General features: G+C 51.1%; 18 protein-coding genes. 14 read left to right on the top strand and 4 right to left on the bottom strand.

Going from position 1 to position 22,503, the window contains the following annotated elements:
- The first annotated feature begins 29 nt into the window (after positions 1–29).
- Positions 30–320: an RNA-guided endonuclease InsQ/TnpB family protein gene (locus H579_RS28565; protein ID WP_281167049.1), complete on the top strand. Its 291-nt coding sequence runs from the start codon at positions 30–32 to the stop codon at positions 318–320.
- Positions 321–365: 45 nt separating this feature from the next.
- On the top strand, positions 366–1,055 hold the full coding sequence (locus tag H579_RS0111115; protein ID WP_028300745.1) for a metal-dependent hydrolase: 690 nt from the start codon (positions 366–368) through the stop codon (positions 1,053–1,055).
- 264 nt (positions 1,056–1,319) lie between these two features.
- Here H579_RS0111115 and H579_RS0111110 read toward each other — a convergent pair whose 3' ends face one another.
- From H579_RS0111110 to H579_RS0111095, 4 genes are all read right to left on the bottom strand, one after another.
- Positions 1,320–2,342 (bottom strand): NAD(P)/FAD-dependent oxidoreductase, encoded by a 1,023-nt coding sequence (locus tag H579_RS0111110; protein ID WP_028300744.1) that lies wholly within the window; start codon positions 2,340–2,342, stop codon positions 1,320–1,322.
- A gap of 80 nt (positions 2,343–2,422) precedes the next feature.
- Positions 2,423–3,778, bottom strand: a complete 1,356-nt coding sequence (locus H579_RS0111105; protein WP_028300743.1) for a sigma-54-dependent transcriptional regulator — start codon at positions 3,776–3,778, stop codon at positions 2,423–2,425.
- A 43-nt stretch (positions 3,779–3,821) separates the two neighbouring features.
- Positions 3,822–6,152 carry a PAS domain S-box protein gene (locus H579_RS0111100; RefSeq protein ID WP_051227544.1) on the bottom strand — a complete coding sequence of 777 codons (2,331 nt, stop codon included), beginning with the start codon at positions 6,150–6,152 and terminating at the stop codon, positions 3,822–3,824.
- A 62-nt stretch (positions 6,153–6,214) separates the two neighbouring features.
- A complete protein-coding gene (locus H579_RS0111095) occupies positions 6,215–6,934 on the bottom strand; it encodes an FCD domain-containing protein (RefSeq protein ID WP_051227546.1) in 720 nt (239 codons plus the stop codon).
- Positions 6,935–7,427: 493 nt separating this feature from the next.
- Here H579_RS0111095 and H579_RS0111090 point away from each other — a divergent pair, with 493 nt between their 5' ends.
- The 12 genes from H579_RS0111090 to H579_RS25320 all read left to right on the top strand — a co-directional run bounded on the left by H579_RS0111090 (position 7,428) and on the right by H579_RS25320 (position 22,393).
- Positions 7,428–8,498 carry a TRAP transporter substrate-binding protein gene (locus H579_RS0111090; protein ID WP_028300740.1) on the top strand — a complete coding sequence of 357 codons (1,071 nt, stop codon included), beginning with the start codon at positions 7,428–7,430 and terminating at the stop codon, positions 8,496–8,498.
- Positions 8,499–8,714: 216 nt separating this feature from the next.
- Positions 8,715–9,245: a TRAP transporter small permease subunit gene (locus H579_RS0111085; RefSeq protein WP_028300739.1), complete on the top strand. Its 531-nt coding sequence runs from the start codon at positions 8,715–8,717 to the stop codon at positions 9,243–9,245.
- Positions 9,246–9,256: 11 nt separating this feature from the next.
- Positions 9,257–10,642, top strand: coding sequence for a TRAP transporter large permease (locus tag H579_RS0111080; protein ID WP_028300738.1), 1,386 nt, complete (start codon positions 9,257–9,259; stop codon positions 10,640–10,642).
- 272 nt (positions 10,643–10,914) lie between these two features.
- Positions 10,915–11,676, top strand: coding sequence for a (Fe-S)-binding protein (locus tag H579_RS0111075; protein ID WP_028300737.1), 762 nt, complete (start codon positions 10,915–10,917; stop codon positions 11,674–11,676).
- Positions 11,666–13,126, top strand: coding sequence for a LutB/LldF family L-lactate oxidation iron-sulfur protein (locus H579_RS25325; RefSeq protein WP_036566092.1), 1,461 nt, complete (start codon positions 11,666–11,668; stop codon positions 13,124–13,126). The genes H579_RS0111075 and H579_RS25325 overlap by 11 nt, the downstream gene beginning before the upstream one ends.
- Positions 13,126–13,785, top strand: a complete 660-nt coding sequence (locus H579_RS0111065; RefSeq protein ID WP_028300736.1) for a LutC/YkgG family protein — start codon at positions 13,126–13,128, stop codon at positions 13,783–13,785. Before H579_RS25325 ends, H579_RS0111065 begins: the two co-directional genes overlap by 1 nt.
- Before the next feature lie 371 nt (positions 13,786–14,156).
- A complete protein-coding gene (locus H579_RS0111060) occupies positions 14,157–16,988 on the top strand; it encodes an FAD-binding and (Fe-S)-binding domain-containing protein (RefSeq protein WP_028300735.1) in 2,832 nt (943 codons plus the stop codon).
- 137 nt (positions 16,989–17,125) lie between these two features.
- Positions 17,126–19,012 (top strand): methyl-accepting chemotaxis protein, encoded by a 1,887-nt coding sequence (locus tag H579_RS0111055; RefSeq protein WP_028300734.1) that lies wholly within the window; start codon positions 17,126–17,128, stop codon positions 19,010–19,012.
- 178 nt (positions 19,013–19,190) lie between these two features.
- Positions 19,191–19,679, top strand: a complete 489-nt coding sequence (locus H579_RS0111050) for a universal stress protein (protein WP_028300733.1) — start codon at positions 19,191–19,193, stop codon at positions 19,677–19,679.
- A gap of 132 nt (positions 19,680–19,811) precedes the next feature.
- Positions 19,812–20,687: an AEC family transporter gene (locus H579_RS0111045; RefSeq protein WP_028300732.1), complete on the top strand. Its 876-nt coding sequence runs from the start codon at positions 19,812–19,814 to the stop codon at positions 20,685–20,687.
- A 172-nt stretch (positions 20,688–20,859) separates the two neighbouring features.
- The gene (locus H579_RS29455) at positions 20,860–21,060 is read left to right on the top strand and encodes a hypothetical protein (protein WP_211224708.1); all 201 of its coding nucleotides are present in this window, start codon (positions 20,860–20,862) and stop codon (positions 21,058–21,060) included.
- Positions 21,044–22,393, top strand: a complete 1,350-nt coding sequence (locus tag H579_RS25320) for a DUF3369 domain-containing protein (RefSeq protein WP_211224707.1) — start codon at positions 21,044–21,046, stop codon at positions 22,391–22,393. The genes H579_RS29455 and H579_RS25320 overlap by 17 nt, the downstream gene beginning before the upstream one ends.
- Positions 22,394–22,503 lie beyond the last annotated feature (110 nt).

Here is a 22,503-nt window from a genome sequence, read left to right as displayed (position 1 = left end):
TGAAATCCTCCTCATTAGCCAAAACCAAGATGGCAAAGTCTGTACTGGATGCAAGCTGGGCCATGCTGAAAACGATGCTGGATTATAAATGCGCTCACGCAGGTATTGTTTTCAAAGAAGTGAATGAGTCGTACACCACCCAAACCCGTTCGTGCTGCGGTTGTATTTCCGTCAGTAGTCCGAGAGGTAGATCAGGTTTGCGAATAAGAGAATGGACCTGCAGTGAGTGTGGTGTCACTCACGACCGCGATGTGAACGCGGCCAGGAACATTCTTGCGGTCGGGCATGGCCGTCTAGCTGTAGGAATCCCCGTCCTTTAGGGCGGGGAGGATGTCAACATTAATCAATAATAATGCGATAACACAATGGCTAATTTTCAGACACACCTAGGTGGTGCTGCGCTGGGCGGTGGCCTGATTGCCAGTAGCATTCTGGCAACAGGTATGACGACTCTGCCTCAGGCGATTTCGGGCTGGCTGCTGGTGATGCTGGGAGGCCTGCTACCGGATATCGACTCTAATCATTCTAATGTTGTCCGAGGGCTGTTTTCGGTCTTTGGCGGCATGATTGCAATTCTCTCCATTATCATTTTGGGTGCAGATGCCAGTATCGTCATGATGTGGCTTGCCGGAACGGTTAGCTTTATCTTTGTCCGTTATGGTCTGTGGTATGCGTTTTCCCGTTTTACCGTTCACCGGGGGATTTTTCACTCGTTACTGGCGGGAGCGCTGTTCAGCCTGTTAGCCGCAGCCCTGTCCTATCAGCTGGTCGAGTTAAACAGCAAGGTCAGCTGGCTGATGGGGATATGCCTGTTCAGTGGTTTTGTCATTCACTTGCTGCTGGACGAGTGTTATAGCGTCGATCTGGTGAATGGGCGCATCAAGCGCTCTTTTGGCACCGCAATGAAGCTGTTTGATTACAATAACTGGCTCAATAGTTTATGGATGTTGATGGCTGGCGTAGCCTTGTTGTTATTGGCTCCGCCCTGGCAGGATCTCTGGTCCCTGCTGACCAATATGGAATTGCTGAGCAGTCTGCGCCGACAGTTGTGGTAGCCGCGCTATTATCATCCCAAGGTCTGAACCACAGCAATTCAGATCATTAAAAAGCCCTTATGCTGCCGTACATAAATATCCGGTGCATAGGGGCTTTTTAGTGGCCAAGAAAGTTAGTGGCCAAGAAAGAAGGCAACTTATACCATTCCCGATAAGTTGCTTGATATCAGAGTAGCAGGTTGGATAAGCGAAGCGCCATCCGACACTTTATCTTATGATTTTTCCAAGCTGCTTTGATACCAAGACGCTGATTCTCAAGAGGGACTATTTTGAAGCCTGTATCAGTTGCTTGGCCAGACTTAATGCACTGAGCCAGCTGGCGCTATAACCCTGTAACTGATGCTCTTGCTGCTGATTGAGTAACCAATCACCGCATACCGCTATCCCTTGCTCCTGAGCCAGCAGATAAGGTTGATCCAGGTTGACCGTACCGTTCAGGCTATATAGCCAACGATGCGTGCGACTGTGGCTGGTTTCGGGCTTATTTCCGATCAGTTCAAAAAAGGCTTGCTGTAATTGCTCTGCAATCCACTCTTTGTCGGCATCCACATACTGTTCGCTCCAATCACTTCTGGCGTGCAATACCCAGCTTTCCGGCCCTTCGCAGCCGGGTTTACTGCTGTTTCTGATGGCTCGTTGCAAAATAGGGTGATGACCTTCGATCAGATCAACCGCTAATCCGCTTGGACGGTGTTCGGCATGATTTTCGTCTGCAAACTGCAGGGCATGTAACCAGCAAATATCCGGTGTGATCTCATGAGCCAATTGCTGCCAGGCGGGTATCTCGGTTAACAGGGGAATAGCTTGAGGAGCCGGTGTCGCAATCACGGCTAAGTCAAAGATGCCCAATGGTTGCTCGGTATCATCGTAGAGATAAACCCCGCTTTCGTAACGGGTGACTCTGCCCACACGCACCTGAGTATGCAGCTGAATGGGGCCTTGGCTTAACCATTGTCGGGTCAGGGCGCTCAGGCGATTATTGCCCACATAATAGCGTTGCTCAGGCCGTGCTTGCCGCTGAAAATCTGACCGTTTAGGCTGCCAGTGGTGTAGGTGTTGCTGGGAAACCTGCTGCTCTAGCCAAAGCTTAAACTCCGGGCTATGAGCTTCCAGATAGGGGGCACCCAGATCAACACTGTGATCACCTAAACGGGTACTCGCCAGACGACCGCCTGTACCCCGGCTTTTCTCAAAGACTTCAACCTGAATACCTGCATCAGCCAGCTGCCGCGCCAGTAATGCGCCAGCAATACCCGCACCGATTATCGCGATTGTCTTATGGCTCACTTGTCGCTCCTTGGATAATAGTGAACCCGCTTATACGGCAAAGCGATGGCTTTGGATTAAATCGCTAAGGAGGATAAGAATCAGGTGAAATCATCCCGGCGCAGGCCGTATTTTTTCAGTTTGTCGTACAGGGTTTTGCGCGGCAGGCCTAAGGCTTCCATTGTGTTTTTGATGGGGCCTTTCTGGCGGGTCAATTCCTGCTCGATCAGGCTACGTTCAAACATCTCCACCTGCTGTGGCAGGGTCAGCGGTTTGCTGGCTTCCTCGCCGTGCATCAGCTGTTCAAGGTTATAGTCACAGGTTTCGCCCAGCAGCACATAGCGTTCCGCCAGGTTTTTCAGTTCCCGTACGTTACCCGGCCAGTTATGGCTCATCAGAACAGAGATATGAGCACCATCCAGTGGCGGTGCTTCCCGTTCCACTCGGTTTGAGGCGATCAGGGCAAAATGTTGGAACAGCAGTGGGATATCTTCCATCCGCTCCCGCAGCGGTGGGATATCCAGCGTGACGACGTTAAGGCGGTAGTAGAGGTCTTCCCGGAAATGACCGGCTTCGGAGGCATCTTTCAGATCCACTTTAGTGGCTGCAATCACGCGAATATCGAGGAGGATCAGTTCATTGCTACCCAAACGTTCGATGCAACGCTCCTGCAACACCCGTAGCAGTTTAACCTGCAGCGACAGAGACATGCTCTCGATCTCATCCAGAAACAGAGTGCCGCCATTGGCATGTTCAAACTTACCGATACGGCGTTTCTGTGCGCCGGTAAAAGCACCGGGTTCATGACCAAACAGCTCGGATTCAATAATGCTTTCCGGCACCGCACCGCAGTTGATGGCTACAAAGTTCTTACCCTGTCGGGAGCTGTGTTCACGCAGATAACGGGCAATCTGGTCTTTACCGGCTCCGGTTTCACCAAACAGCAGCACATCCGCATCCAGTTTTGCGATCTGGGTGATCATACGCAGTAGCTGCTGCATAACTCGGGTCTTGCCGATAATACGTGGGCCGGGTGCACTGTGCAGTTCCAGCTCCTGTTTCAGCTGGCGGTTTTCCAGGGTCAGGCGGCGTTTTTCATAGGCTCGTTTGACCACATCCAGTAGCAGATCGTTGGAGAAGGGTTTTTCCAGAAAGTCATACGCGCCTTCACGAATGGCACTGACCGCCATGGAGATATCGCCATGGCCGGTGATCAGAATAATAGGAATATCCCGGTCGATCTTAAGGGCTTCACGCATAAACTCCAGACCATCCATACCGGGCATACGGATATCGGAGATAATTACGCCATCCCATTCCGGTGTCAGCTGATGCAGGGCGTGTTCGGCACCCTCGAAGCTTTTCGGCTGATAACCGGCCAGGGCCAGGGTTTGTGCGACAGTAATGCGCAGGTGTTTTTCATCATCAATTACAAACACTTCGATACTGTCAGTCATTATTTAAACCCTTCTACAGCCGGATGGTTAGCATGAGCATCTATTATACCTCATGGAGTTTCTCTCCGGCTTCGACTTCTGCAAGCGGCAGGATAATTCTCAGCGTGGCCCCGCCTTCCGGGTGATTGAATGCGGTTAGCGTACCGCCAAAGTCCCGAATAATACGGTAGGATATTGAAAGACCGAGTCCCAGGCCTTTGCCACCCTCACGGGTGCTGAAGAAGGGGTTAAAGATCTGTCCCAAATGTTCTTCGGCGATGCCGGAACCACTGTCACTGACATCGATCCAGAACTGATCCTCCATGGGTATTGCCTGTGTCTCGTTTTGCATCAGGCTCCCGGGCTGGCTCTGCTGTTGCTGTTGCTGCCGCTGCAATGTAATCCTGAGCTGTCGCTTATCCCGGCCTGCCACTGCAAACAAGGCGTTGCTGATCAGATTAACCAGTACTTGCTCCAGACGTACACCATCGGCGCGGACAAAGTATTCCTGCTCTGGAGTCATTAGCTCCAGCGTGACCTGCTCTTTTTCGATCTGGGGCTTAAACAGTCTGAGGGCATATTCCATTGTCGCTTTCGGTGAAATCAGGCTCAGCTGCCCCTCGCTCTTACGGGCAAATAGCTTTAACTGGGCACTGATGGAAGCCATACGGTCGGTCAGCTCGACAATCTCTTCCAGATTGGTTTGCGCCATCTCCGCCATATCCCGCTCCAGAAAGGTCACGCCATTTTCTGCATAGGCACGAATTGCGGCTAGGGGCTGATTCAATTCATGGTTGATACTGGCACTCATCTGTCCCAGAACCGCCAGTTTTGCCGCCTGAATCAGTTCATCCTGAGTCTTTTGCAGGGTTTCCGTGGTATGACGGTGCTGTTCAATCTCCTGTTTGAGCCGGGCATTGGGCTCGGTCAGATCCTGAGTGCGTTCAACCACGCGACTCTCCATCTGATCATAGGCCTGCTGCAGCGCCTCTTCATGCTGCTTACGCTCGGTAATATCATGCAGGGTGATCATATAGTCGGTGTGTTGTCCCCGGCTCATCATGCTGATCAGAATCTCAATGGGGATGAGCGAGCTATCTTTACGTAAGCCTTTGATCTCTAAGGGAGCACTATTGATTTTTTGCAGCGCTTCAGCGCATTCTGTCTGGTGCTCATTGGGGATTAGCTCGGTAAAGTAGTGGCCGTGCAGCTCGTGGAGTTGATAACCAAACATCAACTCCGCAGACGGGTTGATATAGTCGATGCGACCATGACGGTCCATCGTAACAATACCCGCCTTGGTGTTATCGAGAATGGCGCGGATTCGGGCTTCGTTAATCTCCAGTGCTTTCTTGGTTTCACGGTCGTGGCGAATACGCTCTTTCTGGATGCGTTGGCGCTGTATGCTGTACATGGATAACAGCACCACCACCAGATAGATACCGGCGGTGAGCAGGCAGTTTTTCAGGATTTCGGTACGGACACCACGGGCATTTTTCAGAATATGCACCCGCCATCCCGCATCGGCCATCGGGCGGCTGGCTTGCAGGTAGAGGTTGACCTTGGTGGCTTCCTCTTCAGCGGTGGGTGTGATTTTGACCAGCTGACTGTCGGCATCCAATACCTGAGTAACACGATAGGCCAGAGGTGGAATCTCCTGACTGCCATAACGACGGGAACTCTGCAGACGCTGGGCATCCTCCTCCGGGATATTCTGCAGGCTGCGCAGCAGCCATCCTTCTCGGCTGCTGATAAAGATCACGCTATAGGGGTCCGTGACCAGAAACTCTGTGTTGGGGTCCTGCCAGGGGATCTCCAGATCATCAATCACAATCTTGACAACCAGAACACCAATCACTGCCTGGCCGGAAAAAACCGGATAGGAGTAGTAATAACCGCGCTCACCGGATGTCGTCCCCAAACCATAAAAACGGCCTTTCTGACCTTTAATGGCATCCTGAAAGTAGGGGCGGAAACTAAAGTTTTTACCGATAAAGCTGCGTGGGCTCTGCCAGTTACTGGTGGCAACGGTTGTGCCCTGGCTGTTCAGCAGGTAGATATCTGAGACATGAGCTATCTGCTGATAGGTTTTCAGCATGGTATTAAGCTGCAGGGTCGATTGCACACTGATATTTTGTAAAAAGTGCGCCAACTCCTGTTTGGTGGCCAGCAGTTCGGGCAGATATTCGTATTTATCCAGTTTGCCGCGCAGGGTGGCTATATTCAGGCTGAGTTCATGCTGCGCCTGACGCTGCAGTTGTTGAATCTCATAGCGCTTGGTCCACACCGCCGCCTGCCAGATCAAAAAGATAAGTAATAGCAAAGCCCCCAGGCTATAGAGTCCGGGTGTACTGGAGTTGGTATCGCTGCTTTTGTCTGCCGTGCTGTTTATCATGATTCCGGGTGTATCTGGTCGTCCCGTTTACTCTATGTGCTTGATTTTCTTATGTGCTCGATTTACTTAGGCTCTGCTTGCGCGCGTCGTAATGAGCGCTCCACACGGGTTTCCTGACGACTCATCTCCAGCAGGCTGTCTTCAACAAACACCAGATGCTCATGAGCCATGGCCCGTGCTTTCTCCGGGTTGCCTTCCATAATGGCGTCATATAACGCCTTATGCTGGGCAAACAGTACCGGACGCGACTCTTTTTTCTCAAACAGGTTTTTCAGGTTGGAGACGATGCTCTTCTCTAATGTGCTGAATAATCCACGCAAGGTGTGCAGCAACACCACGTTATGAGCCGCTTCGGCAATGGCCATATGGAATTCCGCATCCATTTTGGCTTCCAGTACCGGATCATTTTTTTCGTAGACGTCGATCAGATTATTAAAGCGACGGGTCAGGACTTCTTTATCCGCCTCGGTACTGCGCATGGCCGCATAGTAAGCGGATAGGCCTTCCAGAGCGTCACGAAACTCCAGCTGATCGTAGAGAAATTCATCGTGAGAACTCAGTAGCTCATGCAGAGGGTCGGTAAAGGAGCTGCCCAGCTCCTCAGAGACAAAAGTGCCTCCGCCATGGCGGCTGAATAACAGGCCACGGGCGGTCAGCTTCTGAATCGCCTCACGCAAAGAGGGACGGGATACCTCAAATTGTGCCGCAAGCTCCCGCTCCGGTGGTAGCTTTTGGCCTGGCTTCAGTGCGCCTTCAAGGATCATGCTTTCCAGTTGCTGCATGATAATGTCAGATATTTTCGGCTGTTTTACCCGGCGGTAATTCTTTTTGTCCACTATATTCAACTCAGGCGATATAAAGTTTACTGCTGCGCAGCTTATCATATTATTTGTTGTGAATTGGTATTACCAATACTGCGTCCAGTTTTTGTCTGTGTCAAATATAGCATCTTTTCAGCTTTTGTTTCGTCTTCCACCCTGATTTAGAAAAAATCCCTGTTTTTTATTGTCGTTTCGGGGCAGTTAGTAGGTTTTTTTATTATATTTTGCACCGATACAGGGATTTTTCCGGTTAATGCTCCCTTTCTTAGTGCGTTTTTTCATACTTAGGTCTTATTTAGTCGCAAAGAAGTTTGACAAAAGAACCAGAAGGTCACTATCTTTGTCACCTGAGTCTTGTAAATTGGTTTTACCAATTTGATTCTAACTGGATGTACTGGCCTGAAAGTGGGCTGGTGAGATAAGAATAAACAAATCCAAAGCACGGGAATCGATCATGAAGAAAATGATGAAAGCCACTCTGGCCGCTACCTCTGTCTCTGTTGCGCTGGCAGGTGTAGCGTTTGACGCATCTGCTGAAGACCAGAAAATTCTGCTGAAGGTGCCAGTGGCATTCGCAACCAGTCTGCCGGGTCTGGGCACCCCAATCCCTAAGGTAGCGGAACAGATTGAACTGGTCACGAACAAGTCGATCCGCATGAAGGTTTACGAGCCGGGCAAACTGGTTGCTCCGTTCGAAATTCTGGGTGCGGTATCTGCCGGTAAGATCAATGCCGGTTACACCACAGCAGGTTACTGGGCCGGTAAGATCCCAGCCTCTCCGCTGTTCTCTGCCGTACCTTTCGGTCCTGATGCCGGTGAATACATGGCGTGGATGTACTACGGTAACGGCATGAAGCTGTATCAAGAGATGTACGATACTGCGGGCTACAACGTAAAAGTACTGCCATGTGCGATCAATCCACCAGAGACCTCTGGCTGGTTCGCAAAACCAATCGAGAAACCTGAAGATCTGCAAGGTCTGCGTATGCGTTTCTTCGGTTTGGGTGCAAAAGTGATGGAGAAACTGGGTGTTTCCACCTCTCTGCTGCCAGGCTCTGAAATCTTCCCGGCACTGGAGAAAGGTGCGATCGACGCGACAGAATTCTCCACGCCTTCGGTTGATACCCGTGTGGGCTTCCACAAAATCGTGAAGTACAACTACTTCCCTGGCTGGCACCAGCAGTCCACTATTTTCGAACTGCTGATCAACAAAGACGTTTGGAACAAGATGTCTAAAGGCCAGCAAGCGGCTATGGATCAGGTGTGTAAAGCATCTATGGCGGATTCCTTCGCTGAAGGTGAAGCGAAGCAATTCTCTGCTATGAAAGAGAACGTAGAGAAACGCGGCGTGAAAATCATGCAGTGGAACGACACCATGCTGGACGCTTTCCAGGGCGCTTGGGATGAGGTGGTAACTGAGCAGTCTGCTGCTGACCCTATGTTCAAGAAAATCTGGGATGACATGAGTGCATTCCGCGAAGACTACAAACTGTGGGGCCAGAACGCCTTCCTGCCACGTAAGTAAGCGTTGGCTCGTTGGTGATCGGACTGACAGTTTAATGTCTTAGTCACAGGGTGATCATGCCGCTCCCGGCTTGCCGGAAGCGGGGTTATCACCAAAACAGGGGGGGTGCTGCGAAGCCTGCCCTCTGTTTAAATGACCAAGCCTGAAGTATACAGGCACAAGTCTGGACCCTTCGGGTCTGTTACATCCCCCAAATGATGATTCAGGAGCGTGGCTGTGTCTCACACAACGTCCTCCCATAAGGTAGACTCCGCGATTGCCGATATGCTCGACAATATCGTGTTAGCTGCCGGTAAAATTTTTGCCTGGTCATACGTCATCCTCATGCTGGTGATTATTACCCAGGTGGTTCTACGGTATGGCTTTAATCATGGAATGGTAGTTCTGGAAGAACTGCAGTGGCACCTTTATGCCATCGGTGTAATGTTTGGTGTGTCCTATGCGCAGGTCACTAACTCCCACATTCGGGTGGATCTGATTCATATGCGTCTGAGCCGTCGCGCTCAGCGTCTGTGGGAAATTTTCGGTATCTTGTTCCTGATGTTCCCATTTATCTACGTTGTCTTTGATGCCAGTCTGCCGTTTGTGTATGACTCCTGGCGCATCAATGAAAGCTCAGCTTCCCCAACTGGTTTGCCTTATCGCTGGCTGATTAAGTCCGTGATTCCTCTGAGTTTTGGTTTGTTGTTTATTGCTGGTCTGTCCCGTCTGATTCGTGACGTGAAAGGCCTGATTAAGGGTGAATAAGGGGCGTTGTGATGGAAGTGAATGAGATTCTAGTTATCGCGATGTTCATGAGTTTCATCGTGTTACTGTTTACCGGTTTCCCGGTAGCGTTTGTTCTGGGTGGTGTCGGTGTCGCCTTTGGCTTTATCGGCTACCTGTCAGATATGTACCTGGATACCTTTACCGGCCTGGATATGCTGACCCTGGGTCTGGTGGTTAACCGCATCTATAAGATTATGGATAACTGGGTCATGGTGGCCCTGCCCATGTTTATCTTTATGGGCATCATGCTGGACCGCTCCGGTGTCGCTGAGCGCCTGATGCAATCGATCCAACAGCTGTTTGGTCGTGTGCGCGGTGGTCTGGCGATTACGGTCACCCTAATCGGTATTATTCTGGCGGCGTCCACCGGTATTGTGGGTGCGTCTGTGGTACTGCTGGGGCTGATGTCTCTGCCTGCTATGATGGAGCAGAAGTACTCCAAAACCCTGGCGCTGGGTACGATCGCCAGTGCGGGTACGCTGGGTATTCTGATTCCACCGTCGATCATGCTGGTGATTATGGCGGATCAGCTGGCGCTGTCTGTGGGCGACCTGTTTATGGGCGCTGTGATTCCGGGTCTGATGCTGGGTGTGATGTACATCCTGTTTATCCTGGGTGTAGGTGTCTTCAAACCAAGCGCAGCACCTCTGCCAAAAGATGCCAAACCGGTTGAGTGGAAAATGATCGTCGCGGTCTTAAAGAGCATTCTGCCTCCGGTCGCGCTGATCTTTGCGGTACTGGGTTCTATCTTTGCCGGTATTGCCACAGCCACAGAGGCTTCTGGTGTAGGTGCGCTGGGTGCAACCCTGCTGGCGCGGCACAACAAGAAGCTGAACTTCAAAGTGTTTAAAGAAGTGGCCTCAGGCACCTATAACACCACGGCCTATATCTTTGCGGTATTCCTGGGTGCGACCTGTTTTGCTCTGGTACTGCGTGAGCTGGGTGGTGATGAGCTGATCGAGCATTGGCTGACCAGTCTGCCATTTGGTACTTACGGCATCATTGCTTGTGTACTGGCGATTATCTTCCTGCTGGGCTTCTTCCTGGATTGGATTGAGATCACCCTGATTGCACTGCCGCTGCTGGCACCTGTGATCTCGGCGCTGGGCCTGGATATCAACGGCTACGGTGTGGTCGACAACCCTGAACTGGTTTGGTTTGTGATGCTGGTTGCCATGGCCTTGCAGACCTCCTTCCTAACACCGCCGGTGGGTTTCTCCCTGTTCTATCTGAAGGGCGTATGTCCTCCTGATGTTCAGCTGGTAGATATCTACAAAGGTGTGGTTCCGTTTATCGGTATTCAGCTGCTGGCACTGGTCGTTCTGGTGATCTGGCCTGAGCTGGTACTGTGGTTACCGGCCCAAGCTTACGGATAAGCCTGCCATATAAAGTAATAGCAATATAAAGAAGTAGTAATAACAGCGGGTGGGGCCTTCAGAGCACAGCCATTCTAACCACCCGCTGCTTCATAAGATCTGATATAGAAAGATCCAATAGCAGTAGCTATAAACAAAACCAAGCAAAACGACTAATTATAACGATAAGCAGGGACAGGGTGTTGAGGCACTGCCTAAGACAGGTCGGTGGTGGACAATCAGCATTACTAATCCAGCAGGATAATCCTGACATAATACGAGCGTGATGAGCCATGAGTAGTATCAAACTTTATCCCCCCAAACCTGAGAAGGTGTACTTCTACGGCACCTGTTTGGTGGACATGTTTTATCCCGACGCGGGAATGGCGGGTATCCAGTTATTGGAAAAACAGGGCATTGAGGTGATCTTCCCTCAGGACCAGACCTGCTGTGGTCAACCGGCTTATACCTCCGGTTATCACGACCAGGCCCGTGAAGTGGCCGCTGCTCAGTTAGGCCTGTTTCCTGGTGATTATCCTATTGTGCTGCCGTCCGGTTCCTGTGCAGGCATGATGCGCGAACATTACCCTGAACTGTTTGCGGGCCACCCGGAAGAAGCCAAGGCAAAAGAGGTTGCCGGTCGTATCTATGAGTTAACTGAATTTTTAATGCACGTCTGCCATATCAAGCTGGAAGACAAAGGCGAGCCGATCAAGGTCGCCATGCATACCTCATGCAGTGCCCGGCGTGAAATGGGCTTGGGCGAAGTGGGTCCGGCGCTGTTGGGCCAACTGGATAATGTCGAGCTGGTTGAGCAGGCACGGGTTAAAGAGTGCTGTGGTTTTGGTGGTGCCTTCTCTGTGCGTCACCCGGAGATCTCCGAAGCCATGGTCACCGATAAGGTGGAAGCCATTGATGCTACTGGTGCCAATACCCTGATCAGCAGTGATTGCGGTTGCATGATGAATATCACCGGTGCTGCCGAGCATATGAAAAAAGAGTTCAAAGGCGAGCATATTGCCAGCTTCCTGTGGAGACGCTGCCATGAGTCATAATCAGCCGGAAAAGACTGCCCAGAGCGGGGTTAAAGAGTTTCATCCACGGGTACATGAGGCGATCAACAATCCACAGATCCGCGCCAACTTCCGTAAGGCGATGGATGGTCTGATGGATAAACGTCAGGCGGCGTTTCCGTCCGATGATGAACTACAAGGCCTGCGTGACCTGGTCGCAGCGATTCGTCTGCGCGCTCTGTCCAAACTGCCGGAACTGCTGGAAAAGCTGGAAGAAAACCTGACCGCCAACGGTGTCAAAGTACACTGGGCGGAAAATGGTGATCAAGCGTGTCAGATTATTCTCGATATCTGTCAGCAGAAAAATGCCAAGAGCGTGATCAAGGGTAAGTCCATGGTCAGCGAAGAGATGGAGCTGAACCATTACCTGGAAAAACACGGCATTGAAGCGCTGGAATCGGATCTCGGTGAATACATCGTGCAGCTGGCGGAAGAAACGCCGTCGCACATTATTATGCCCGCGATCCACAAGAATACTGATGAGATCTCTGATCTGATGCACGACAAAACCGGGACTAAAAAATCCCGTGATGTGGAGTATCTGACCGCCGAGGCCCGTCAACAACTGCGTAAGCGTTTTGAAAAGGCTGACGTGGGCGTGTCTGGTGTTAACTTTGCCGTGGCAGAAACCGGCACCCTGTGTCTGGTGGAAAACGAAGGTAATGGCCGTCTGACGACGACAGTACCTCCGGTGCATATCGCCGTGACCGGTATCGAAAAAGTGGTGGAAAACCTGGAAGATGTCGCGCCGCTATTGTCGCTACTGACCCGCTCTGCTACTGGTCAACATATCACCACCTATTTCAATATGATCTCCAGCCCCCGTAAAGAGGGCGAACTGGACGGCCCGGAAGAGGTACATCTGGTTCTGGTGGATAGCGGTCGTTCAAATATTTATCAGGACGATGAGCTGCTGGATACCCTGCGCTGTATCCGCTGTGGTGCCTGTATGAACCACTGCCCGGTCTATACCCGTATTGGTGGTCATGCCTACGGTTACACCTATCCTGGCCCCATTGGCAAAATCCTGATGCCACACTTGGCGGGATTGGACGATGCTAAAGATCTGCCCAGTGCCTCATCCCTGTGTGGTGCCTGTGGTGAAGTGTGTCCGGTGCGTATCCCGATTCCTAAACTGCTGGTACGCCTGCGTGAAGAGTCCGTGGCCGGTGATTCCGATCACAATAACTCCAGTGTGAAAGGCCGTGGCAGCAAGCGCTCCACCAGCGAAAGCCTGATCTGGAAAGGCTGGGCCAAGATGCATAAGAGCGGTGGTTTGTATCGTACCGGTACCGGTGCTGCTACCGTATTCCGTTTCCTGATGCCCAATAAAATCGGTGCCTGGACCAAGTGTCGTACCGCACCCAAGCTGGCCCCCAGCACACTGCATCAACAGGTTAAAGCCCGTGGTAAAAACGGAGGGGAGAAATAATGAGCGCTCGTGATGCCATTCTGAACCGTTTATATCAGCGCCGCGACGGGGCGATCAGCGCACCTGAGAGTGATTTCTCTATCGTGCAGGCCAAGCAGTGGTCTGATGAAGACAAGATCGATCTGTTCCAGCAGAAGATCGAATCGGTTCACGCTGAAGTTCATCGTGTCAGCAAAGACAACTGGCTGGATAAGCTGAAAGAGTTGGCTCAGGCCAAAGGGCTGAACAATATGCTGGTACCGCAACAAGCTCAGGTGGGTGTTGATGTGCGAGCCGATTGGTCCGAAGACGGTCTGCCGGAGCTGTTGAGCTATGACCAGCCTATCGAAGGCTGGAAAGCCGAGCTGTTCTCCAATGTCGATGGTGCGGTGACCGATGTACGCAGTGCCGTCGCAGAGACCGGCTCTCTGGTGCTGTGGCCGGATAACGATCAACCCCGACTGATGACCCTGGTACCACCGATTCACTTTGCCATTCTGGATGCCGGGCAACTGAAAAACACCTTCCACGAGGTGATTGTCTCCGGGGGCTGGGTGCAGCAAGGCATGCCAACCAATGCGCTGTTGATCTCGGGGCCGTCCAAAACGGCGGATATTGAGCAAACCCTGGCCTATGGCGTACATGGGCCCAAGGAGCTGATTGTTCTGATTCGGCAATAAGCGTTCCACTCATGGTGGCCTGGGTTGAGATAGTTTTAATCATAGGCCGCCAGATTCTTGATTAAAAAATAACCCGCAGGGATAGCTTGTTATCCCCTGTTGGATGCTTGCATCCTGAATTTGGTATTTGAGCGCAAAAACAGCTCATTTCAGGCATCAAACGTCCGCAAATAAGGCCTAATACCCAATCCGATAAGTTGTTGTAGGTCGGAAAAGCCGTAAGGCGCCTTCCGACAATCACCCGGTATCGGAGTCAGTGTCGGATGGCGCTCCGCTTATCCAGCCTACTCTGATATCAAGAAACTTATCGGGAATGGTATAACAGGTGCAGGATCGGTAGACCGCTAGATCGGTAATAGGTGAGGCAAACCATGAAGCAGCAATACCAGGAACTTTACAACGAACTGCGTCAGTTCATGCCAGAAGAGCGTTTGATCCACGATCAACTGCGCACACTCGCTTATGGTACAGATGCCAGCTTTTATCGTCTGATTCCTCAGCTGGTGGTGCGGGTTGATAATGAAGATGAAGTGTCTCGGGTATTAAAACTGACCCGAGCCCGTAAGCTGCCGGTGACCTTCCGTGCGGCGGGTACCAGTCTGTCCGGTCAGGCGGTGACCGATTCCGTACTGATTCAGCTGAGCAGTAATTGGCGCGGTTATCAGGTGCATGATCTGGGCGATCGTGTTTCTCTGCAACCCGGTGTGATCGGCGGCAAGGCGAACCAGATTCTGGCACCTTACCAGCGTAAGATCGGCCCTGATCCGGCTTCGATTAACGCGGCTATGATTGGTGGTATCGCCGCTAATAACGCCAGTGGTATGTGCTGCGGTACGGCGCAAAACAGTTATAACACCGTCGATAGCATGCGCATCATTATGGCCGATGGCACCCTGCTGGATACCGCTGATCCCTCCAGCCGTCAGGCGTTTGAACACAGCCATGGTGAACTGCTCAGCGAATTGAAAAAGCTGGGCGAAGAGACTCGTGCCAACAGAGAACTGGCCGAGCTGATCCGTCATAAATACCGCCTGAAAAACACCACAGGTTACAGTTTGAACAGCCTGGTGGATTACAGTGATCCGTTCGATATTTTGATGCACCTGATGATCGGCTCAGAAGGTACGCTGGGCTTTATCAGTGAGGTGACTTATCGCACGGTGGAGGAACACCCGCTAAAAGCCGCGGCGATGATCTTCTTCCCGGATATCGAAACCACCTGTCGTGCCGTCACGGCGATGAAGCCGACACCGGTTGCGGCGGTAGAGTTGATGGACCGTGCCGGTCTGCATGCGGTGGAAGATCAGCCGGGTATGCCGGAGATATTGAAAACGCTGGGCGAAGATGCTGCGGCACTGCTGGTGGATGTGCGTGGTAGCACCCGTGACGAGCTGGATCAAAAGCTGGCTGAGGTGACGGCAGCCATTGCCGGTATCGAAACCGTTGCGCCGATCGAATTTACCGAAGACCCGGCTACCTACGCCCTATACTGGAAAATTCGCAAAGGCCTGTTCCCAGCGGTGGGGGCCGTGCGCCTGACCGGTACTACGGTGATTATTGAAGATGTTGCTTTCCCTATTGAGCAGTTAGCTGAAGGCGTATTAGAGCTGCAGCAGGTGTTCCGCAAATACGGCTACGACGAAGCCCTGCTGTTTGGTCATGCCTTAGAAGGTAACCTGCACTTTGTCTTCACCCAGGGCTTTGATGACGACAAAGAGGTCGAGCGTTATAAGCTGCTGATGGATGAGGTCGCTGGCCTGGTAGCCGTAAAATACAAGGGTTCACTGAAAGCTGAGCACGGCACGGGGCGTAATATGGCGCCTTTTGTTGAGCTGGAATGGGGCAAAGATGCCTACCAATTGATGTGGCAGCTAAAAGCCGTTTTTGACGCCGAAAACCTGCTTAATCCCGATGTTATTCTGACCCGTAACGAAAATTTACATTTAGAAAATTTAAAGCCATTACCTCCGGCCAGTGAGCTGGTGGATAAGTGTATTGAGTGTGGTTTTTGTGAGTCATCCTGCCCATCCCGAAACCTGAGTTTGAGCCCTCGTCAACGCATTGTCATTTGGCGTGAGATCAACCGCTTAGAAGCCGCTGGTGACGATGCTGACAGGCTAAAAGAGATGGTCGGCGAATACGACTATCAGGGCATTGATACCTGTGCCGGTTGTGGTCTATGCGAAGAAAAATGTCCGGTCAGTATCAATACCGGAGATCTGACTCGCAGCCTGCGTCATGAACGTAACAAAGGTTACTCCGGCGTGTCTTCGTGGCTGGGTAGTCACTTTGAGGGCGTTGCCAACAGCTCTCGTGTCATGTTAAAGGTAGCGGATGGAATGCATGCTGCCGTTGGCAGTAAGACAATGTCTGCCGTAACCGGTGCCGCGCGAAAAATCTCTGGCAACCGGGTACAACAATGGACACCGTCGATGCCAAGGGCTGCACCTAAGATGGACACCGTGTTAAAGCAGTACCCACCCAGTCATCAGGGGGACAAGGTGGTGTACCTGCCAAGCTGTGCGACCCGCATTATGGGGCCTGCACGGGATCAGGGTGAGGACAGATCCACGCCGGAAGTGGCCATGAGTCTGCTGAATAAAGCGGGTTTTAGTGTCGTGATTCCCGAGGAATTAGGTGCGCAATGCTGTGGTATGCCGTTCCAGAGTAAAGGTCAGTTTGAAACTGCAGATGCAAAAGCAGAAGAACTGAACCAAGCTTTACTTAAAGCAACCCACAATGGGCTTTATCCGGTGTTTTGCGACACCAGTCCCTGTCTGATGCGAATGCGTGACAAGCTGGATAGCCGTTTGCGACTGTACGAACAGGTGGAGTTTATCCACGATTTCGTGTTGCCGCGCCTGACTCTCTCGTCTCAGGTAGAGCGTATAGCTCTGCACGTCACCTGCAGCACCACCAAAATGGGGCTGGCCGATAAGTTTGTTTCTCTGGCCAAAGCGTGTGCCAAAGAAGTGGTTATCCCACCGGATATTACCTGCTGTGGTTTTGCAGGTGATAAAGGATTTTCTCACCCTGAGCTGAATGCGGCGGCATTAAAAGATCTGCCAACGGCGGTAGCGGGCTGTACTGAGGGGTACTCCAACAGCCGTACCTGTGAGATTGGTTTAAGCGAACACAGTGGTATCCCCTACCAGTCGATTATCTATCTGGTAGACCGCTTGGCGCAGAACAGATCTGCTTAAGCATTGAGTATCAGAATGTTGCAACGATAAGGATTGATCACGGCTCGGCTCATCCTGCCTGTCATAGGCTCGACAGGGTGAGCCACTTTATATAACAAAAACAATCCGCCTCTAATGAGGCTTGAGGAGCCCTGACAATGAGTTTAAAGCTCTCATTACGTCAAAAACTGATTGCAATTGTACTGGTCGTCGTTCTGGGATTTGGTGCTATGGGGTGGTACGCCATCCTGAGCCTGTCGGGACTGGTGACGGCTTCCGAGCATGTCAGCCAACTGGGTCATGTGACTCAGGTGGTAGGCAACCTGGAAGTGAGAATATTGCAGTTTGAGAAACAGAGAGAAGCGGCCACTCCGGATACTATCGGGCAGATCGATAGTGCCCTGGCCGAGTTACAGCAGAACGCAGTCAATCAGCTGGCAGAGGTAGAGTCCAAAGCAGGGGACCAGAAAGCACAGGGTATGCTGGCTGAAAACCGTACCGCGCTGGAGCCTTATCTCCAGCAGTTGGCCAATTGGGTGGAAGTGCGTAAACAGTTGGGACTCAGCTCTGATACCGGTGTCTTTTTGCAGGTGGAAAAAGAAGCGGCTGCACTTCTAGCCGAGCTTGAGGTATTTCGTTCGTTTGCTGCACGCTTGCGTGAGGTGCGGGCGAACGAGAAAGAGTTTCTGATCTATCCTGACGAAGAGCACAAAAAATCTGTTCAGGCGAGTCTGGATCAGCTGAGAAGCGATATTCGGGCGATGGGCTTTGACGATATCTTTTTTGCTTTTGTCGATAAGTACGAAGTTGTGTTGAAGCAGATGATCGAGCTGAGGCAGCAGTTAGCGGCACTGGACGCTGAATTGGCACAGTCCAGACAACAGGTCTCGGAACTGATGCAAAACAGTGCACAATACCTGCAGGGAACGCTGCTGGTGGAAGCGCAGAAACATGCTCAACAGGAAGCGTCTTCTGCGCGGACTTCAATTCTGATCGGTAGCGCGGGTCTGGCAATTATCGTGGGCCTGATTGTAGCTTCAGTGGCGATGTCTATTGCTCGCAATATGAAGCAGGCATTAGCCGCACTGAATGAAGTAGCCCGGGGCAATCTGACCACCCGCTGTCGTGATAATGGCAATGAGCAGGATGAGTTTAATCAGTTAGCTAAAGCCACCAACACCATGACCGAGGGTCTGCGTGATGTGATCGGCCACCTGAAGCAAAGCAACCATGACTTGGTAGAGACGGCTGACTCCATGGGTCACTCCGTACAGCAGATCGTCAGTGGCAGTCAGCTGATCAGTGAGCGCAGCAGCTCCCTGGTAGCCGCAACGGAAGAGATCAGCGCAACGGCAGATCAGGTGGCGGAAACGACTCAGCATGTGAGTGATTCGGCGAAAAATGCCTTTAAGACCGCTCATCAGGGTGCTCAGGTGATCAGCCAGGCGATTCAGGCTCTGGCCGATGTAGCTGAGGTCGTAGACGAAACCAGTCAATCCGTTGAGCAGCTGGGTGCACGCTCAAAAGAGATCGATGTGGTAATCGATCTGATTGTTGGCGTGGCGGAGCAGACTAACCTGCTGGCACTGAACGCAGCCATTGAAGCCGCCCGTGCTGGTGAAGCCGGACGTGGTTTTGCGGTTGTGGCCGATGAGGTGCGCACCCTGGCGGAGCAAACCGTAAAAGCGACCAGCGATATCACTCAGAAGGTTGAGGCGATTCAGCAGGATACCCGTCAGGTGATTGAATCGATGCAAAGAAGCCGGGATCGTGTCGAGCAGGGACGTTTACTGGGCGATCAGGCGGTGAATGCGGTGCGCGATATTGAATTGCAGACCCAGGATGCAGCCGATCAGACCGAAGAAATTATGAATGCGGTACGCGAAGTAGCCCAAACCACCCGTCAGATGGCACAGGATATGGATCAGATCTCCCATGAGATTGACCATAATCACCAGGCAACCGGACAGATTGTCTCTGCCAGTCAGGCGGTACATGAGCGCGCAGACCAGTTGGAACGATTAACCAAGCGCTTCCAGATCTAGCCACGATAGGGAAGGCATTGCATTGCCTTCCCTATCGCGGTAGAAAGAAGTCCTTACCGTTCCCATCAGGAAAGTGGCGGTCAGAGCTTAAATCGAGTTCTGGCAGACTGCAGACTTTACGTATTTGATTTTGTGTTCCTGATATTCAATCAGGAAGAAGGAAAAGAGAAGGTGAACCATGCTTCCGGAGATCAACACCATTGTTTATGCCACCACTTTAGGCAAAAACACCCGACCTGTATTTCGTCATGCGGTTAACCTGGCCCGTACCTATAACGCCCGTATCGTTATGGTGCATGCCCTGGAGCCGGTGAGCGAGTTTGGTCATGCTATTATTGAACACTACCTGCCAAAAGAGACGCTGGAAGAGATTCACAGCAGTGGTATGGCACGTATTCAGAGTGTTATGCAGGAGCGCGTACAGGCCTTTCGTGATGAAGAGCTGCAAGGCCTGCCTGATGTGGATCAACTCACTGTCGATATTGTGGTTGAAGAAGCCAACCCAGAGGAACTGATCCTGGATACGGCAAAAGAAGTAGGCGCCGATATGATCGTCATCGGCTCACACAGCCATCATGGTATGTTTGGTCAAAAACTGATGGGCAATACTGCACAACAGGTCAGCCTGCATACTAAAGTACCTGTATTACTGGTACCAAACAACTAACTCCTCCCCCCGACTTTAATCATTTCACTAATTCTAGAAGTTTTATAAGTCGATACTGTTCGTTCTTGTACTATTAGGGGAGCTTCAGGCTCCCCATGTTTTATCCACCGCGGGAAGTAAGGAAGAAAACAGATGCTTGTGGAAAAATTACTGGTAACGGTTTTTCCGTTGTTTGTTGTGGTGGCTATAGGTGCATTTTATGGTCGCTGGAAAAGTACGGATATTTCAGTTGCCAACCGTATGAATATGGATGTGTTTGTACCAGCATTGGTGTTTGCAGTGCTGGCAGATAAATCCTTTGACCTGGTGGCTTATCAGGATCTGGCACTGGCTGCCGGAGTTGTCGTGCTCGGTTCCGGTCTGGTGTTGTTCCCGCTGGTAAAGCTGCTCGGCTGGGACCCAAAAACCTTTCTGCCTCCCATGATGTTCAATAATACGGGGAATATGGGTATTCCCTTGATCGTACTGGCTTTTGGTGAAGCAGCTCTACCTGCAGCGGTGATGGTGTTTATTGTTGAGATGCTGCTGCATTTCAGTATCGGCCTGTATATTCTGGATCATAAAACCAAATTTTCTGCATTGTTGAAAATGCCGGTAGTGCAGGCCACGATACTGGGTTTTATCTTTAGCTTTATGGGCTGGACCCTACCGGAGCCTATTGCGATTCCAATGGAGATGCTGGGACAGATCTCAATCCCGCTGATGCTGTTTACTCTTGGTGTTCGCCTGTTATCGGTGGACTTGTCGGATTGGCGGATCGGGCTAACAGGTGCCATTCTGTGCCCTCTATCAGGCTTATTGATGGCCTGGCTCTCAGGCATGATCTGGGAATTTGATGCACAGCAGTGGGCAATCTTGTTAGTTTTCAGTGCATTGCCACCGGCTGTTTTAAACTATATGGTGGCAGAACAGTATGCTCAGGAGCCTGCCCGTGTCGCATCTATCGTATTACTGGGGAATTTTGCCAGTGTATTAACGCTGCCCTTGGTATTGTCGTTTGTATTGTGAAAACGATGGCTTAAAGGTGGCAAGAGCGAGGGTTCTGAGTTATACGTTTATATACATACTTACACAAAAATATTTTGATATTTTTCGGCCAACGGCTGAAGAATGAAGCCATCTGCTAAAGAGAAATTTTTGTGTGAGTGCTTAGGTAAAGGGGCGGCTTGAGGAAGTATGCATGTTGTTTAAACAGGACGATACAGCCACCGTGGTGGACAGCCTGCCACCATGGAAGGTTCTGATTGTGGATGATGAACCCGATATCCACTCAGTGACCAAAATGGCGCTGCGTAAGTTCCGTCTTAATGATCGGGGGGCTTTCCTTTCTGCATGCCTATTCCGGCCAGGAAGCCAAAGAGGTTATGGCACAACACGATGATATTGCCATTATCTTTCTGGACGTGGTGATGGAAACTGATGATGCGGGCCTGTTGGTGGCTAAGTACGTACGTGAGGAGCTGAAAAACCAGTTCAGTCGTATTGTGTTGCGCACAGGTCAGCCGGGGCAGGCGCCTGAAAGCCGGGTCATTGTTGAATACGATATCAACGATTACAAAGAAAAAACCGAGCTGGACAACAACAAGCTATTCGCGACGACCTATGCGGCATTAAGAGCCTACCGTGATATTCAATTAGTCGATAAAGCCCGTCGTTATCAGGAACGCAGCCGTCAGGGCCTGGAACGGGTGCTTCATGCCTCAGCCAATCTGTTTGAACAACGCTCACTAAAAGAGTTTGCCAGTGGTCTGTTACTGCAGATCGCTTCTTTGCTGCATATGAGTGAAGACAGTGTCCTGCTTCAGGTGGATGGTATCTCAGGTATGCAGGACCTGGTAGCCAACAAGTTGGATATTCTGGCTGCCAGTGGTTCCCTGTTAGGGTTGTCAGAGATGCCGCAGGATGTGGTCAGCGGTATCCAGGTTGCCTTAAGCAGTCAACGTAGTCAGGTAGTAAACGGTTGCTTTATTGGTTATTTCCCCAGTAAGCAGGACAAGGTTACCCTGCTTTATATTCAAGGTGTATATGATATTGATGAGCTGGATCAGCAGCTGCTGGATATTTTCTCTACCAATGTCAGCATCGCCTTTGAAAACCTACTGCTGGATAAAGAGATCGAAGATACTCAGGCAGAGCTGATCCATCGCCTGGGGGATGTAGTAGAGAACCGTTCAAAGGAGGCCGCCAACCATGTGGTGCGTATGGCTGAGTTCAGTTATGCCTTAGGCAAGGTTGCCGGTTTGGATGAGTATGATGCAGAGCTGTTGAGAAAAGCATCACCAATGCATGATTTGGGGAAGATCGCTATTCCTGATTCCGTACTGCTAAAACCGGGTAAGCTGGATGATAAAGAGTGGGATGTAATGCGCTCTCATGCTCATCTGGGCGCTGAAATCTTAGCGGGCTCTGAGCGCCCCCTGCTCTATGCTGCAGCTATCATTGCGGAACAACATCATGAACGCTTTGATGGCTCAGGTTATCCCAATGGGCTGAAGGGAGAAGATATTCACCTCTATGCCCGTATCGTCGCCATCGCAGATGTGTTTGATGCTTTAATTCATAAGCGCTGTTATAAAGAAGCCTGGCCGCTGGGAGAAGTATTGAAAGTCATCGAGTCTGAGAAAGGCAAACATTTTGATCCTGAACTCGTTGATCTGTTTATCGCCAATATCGATACCATGCTGGAGATTAATGAACGCTATCCCGATGCTTGATGCATTTCAATATAGTTAAGCGTAAAGATTTAAGTGAATAAAAAAGCCCTCTGAATAGCAGAGGGCTTTTTTGTGTCTTCAGGCATCTGGGCTCTTAAGAAGCCCGCACA

Source organism: Oceanospirillum beijerinckii DSM 7166 (assembly GCF_000422425.1).
Lineage (GTDB): Bacteria > Pseudomonadota > Gammaproteobacteria > Pseudomonadales > Halomonadaceae > Oceanospirillum > Oceanospirillum beijerinckii.
The sequence above is the reverse complement of the archived record's forward strand: the minus strand, read 5'-3'. Positions and strand labels throughout refer to the sequence as shown.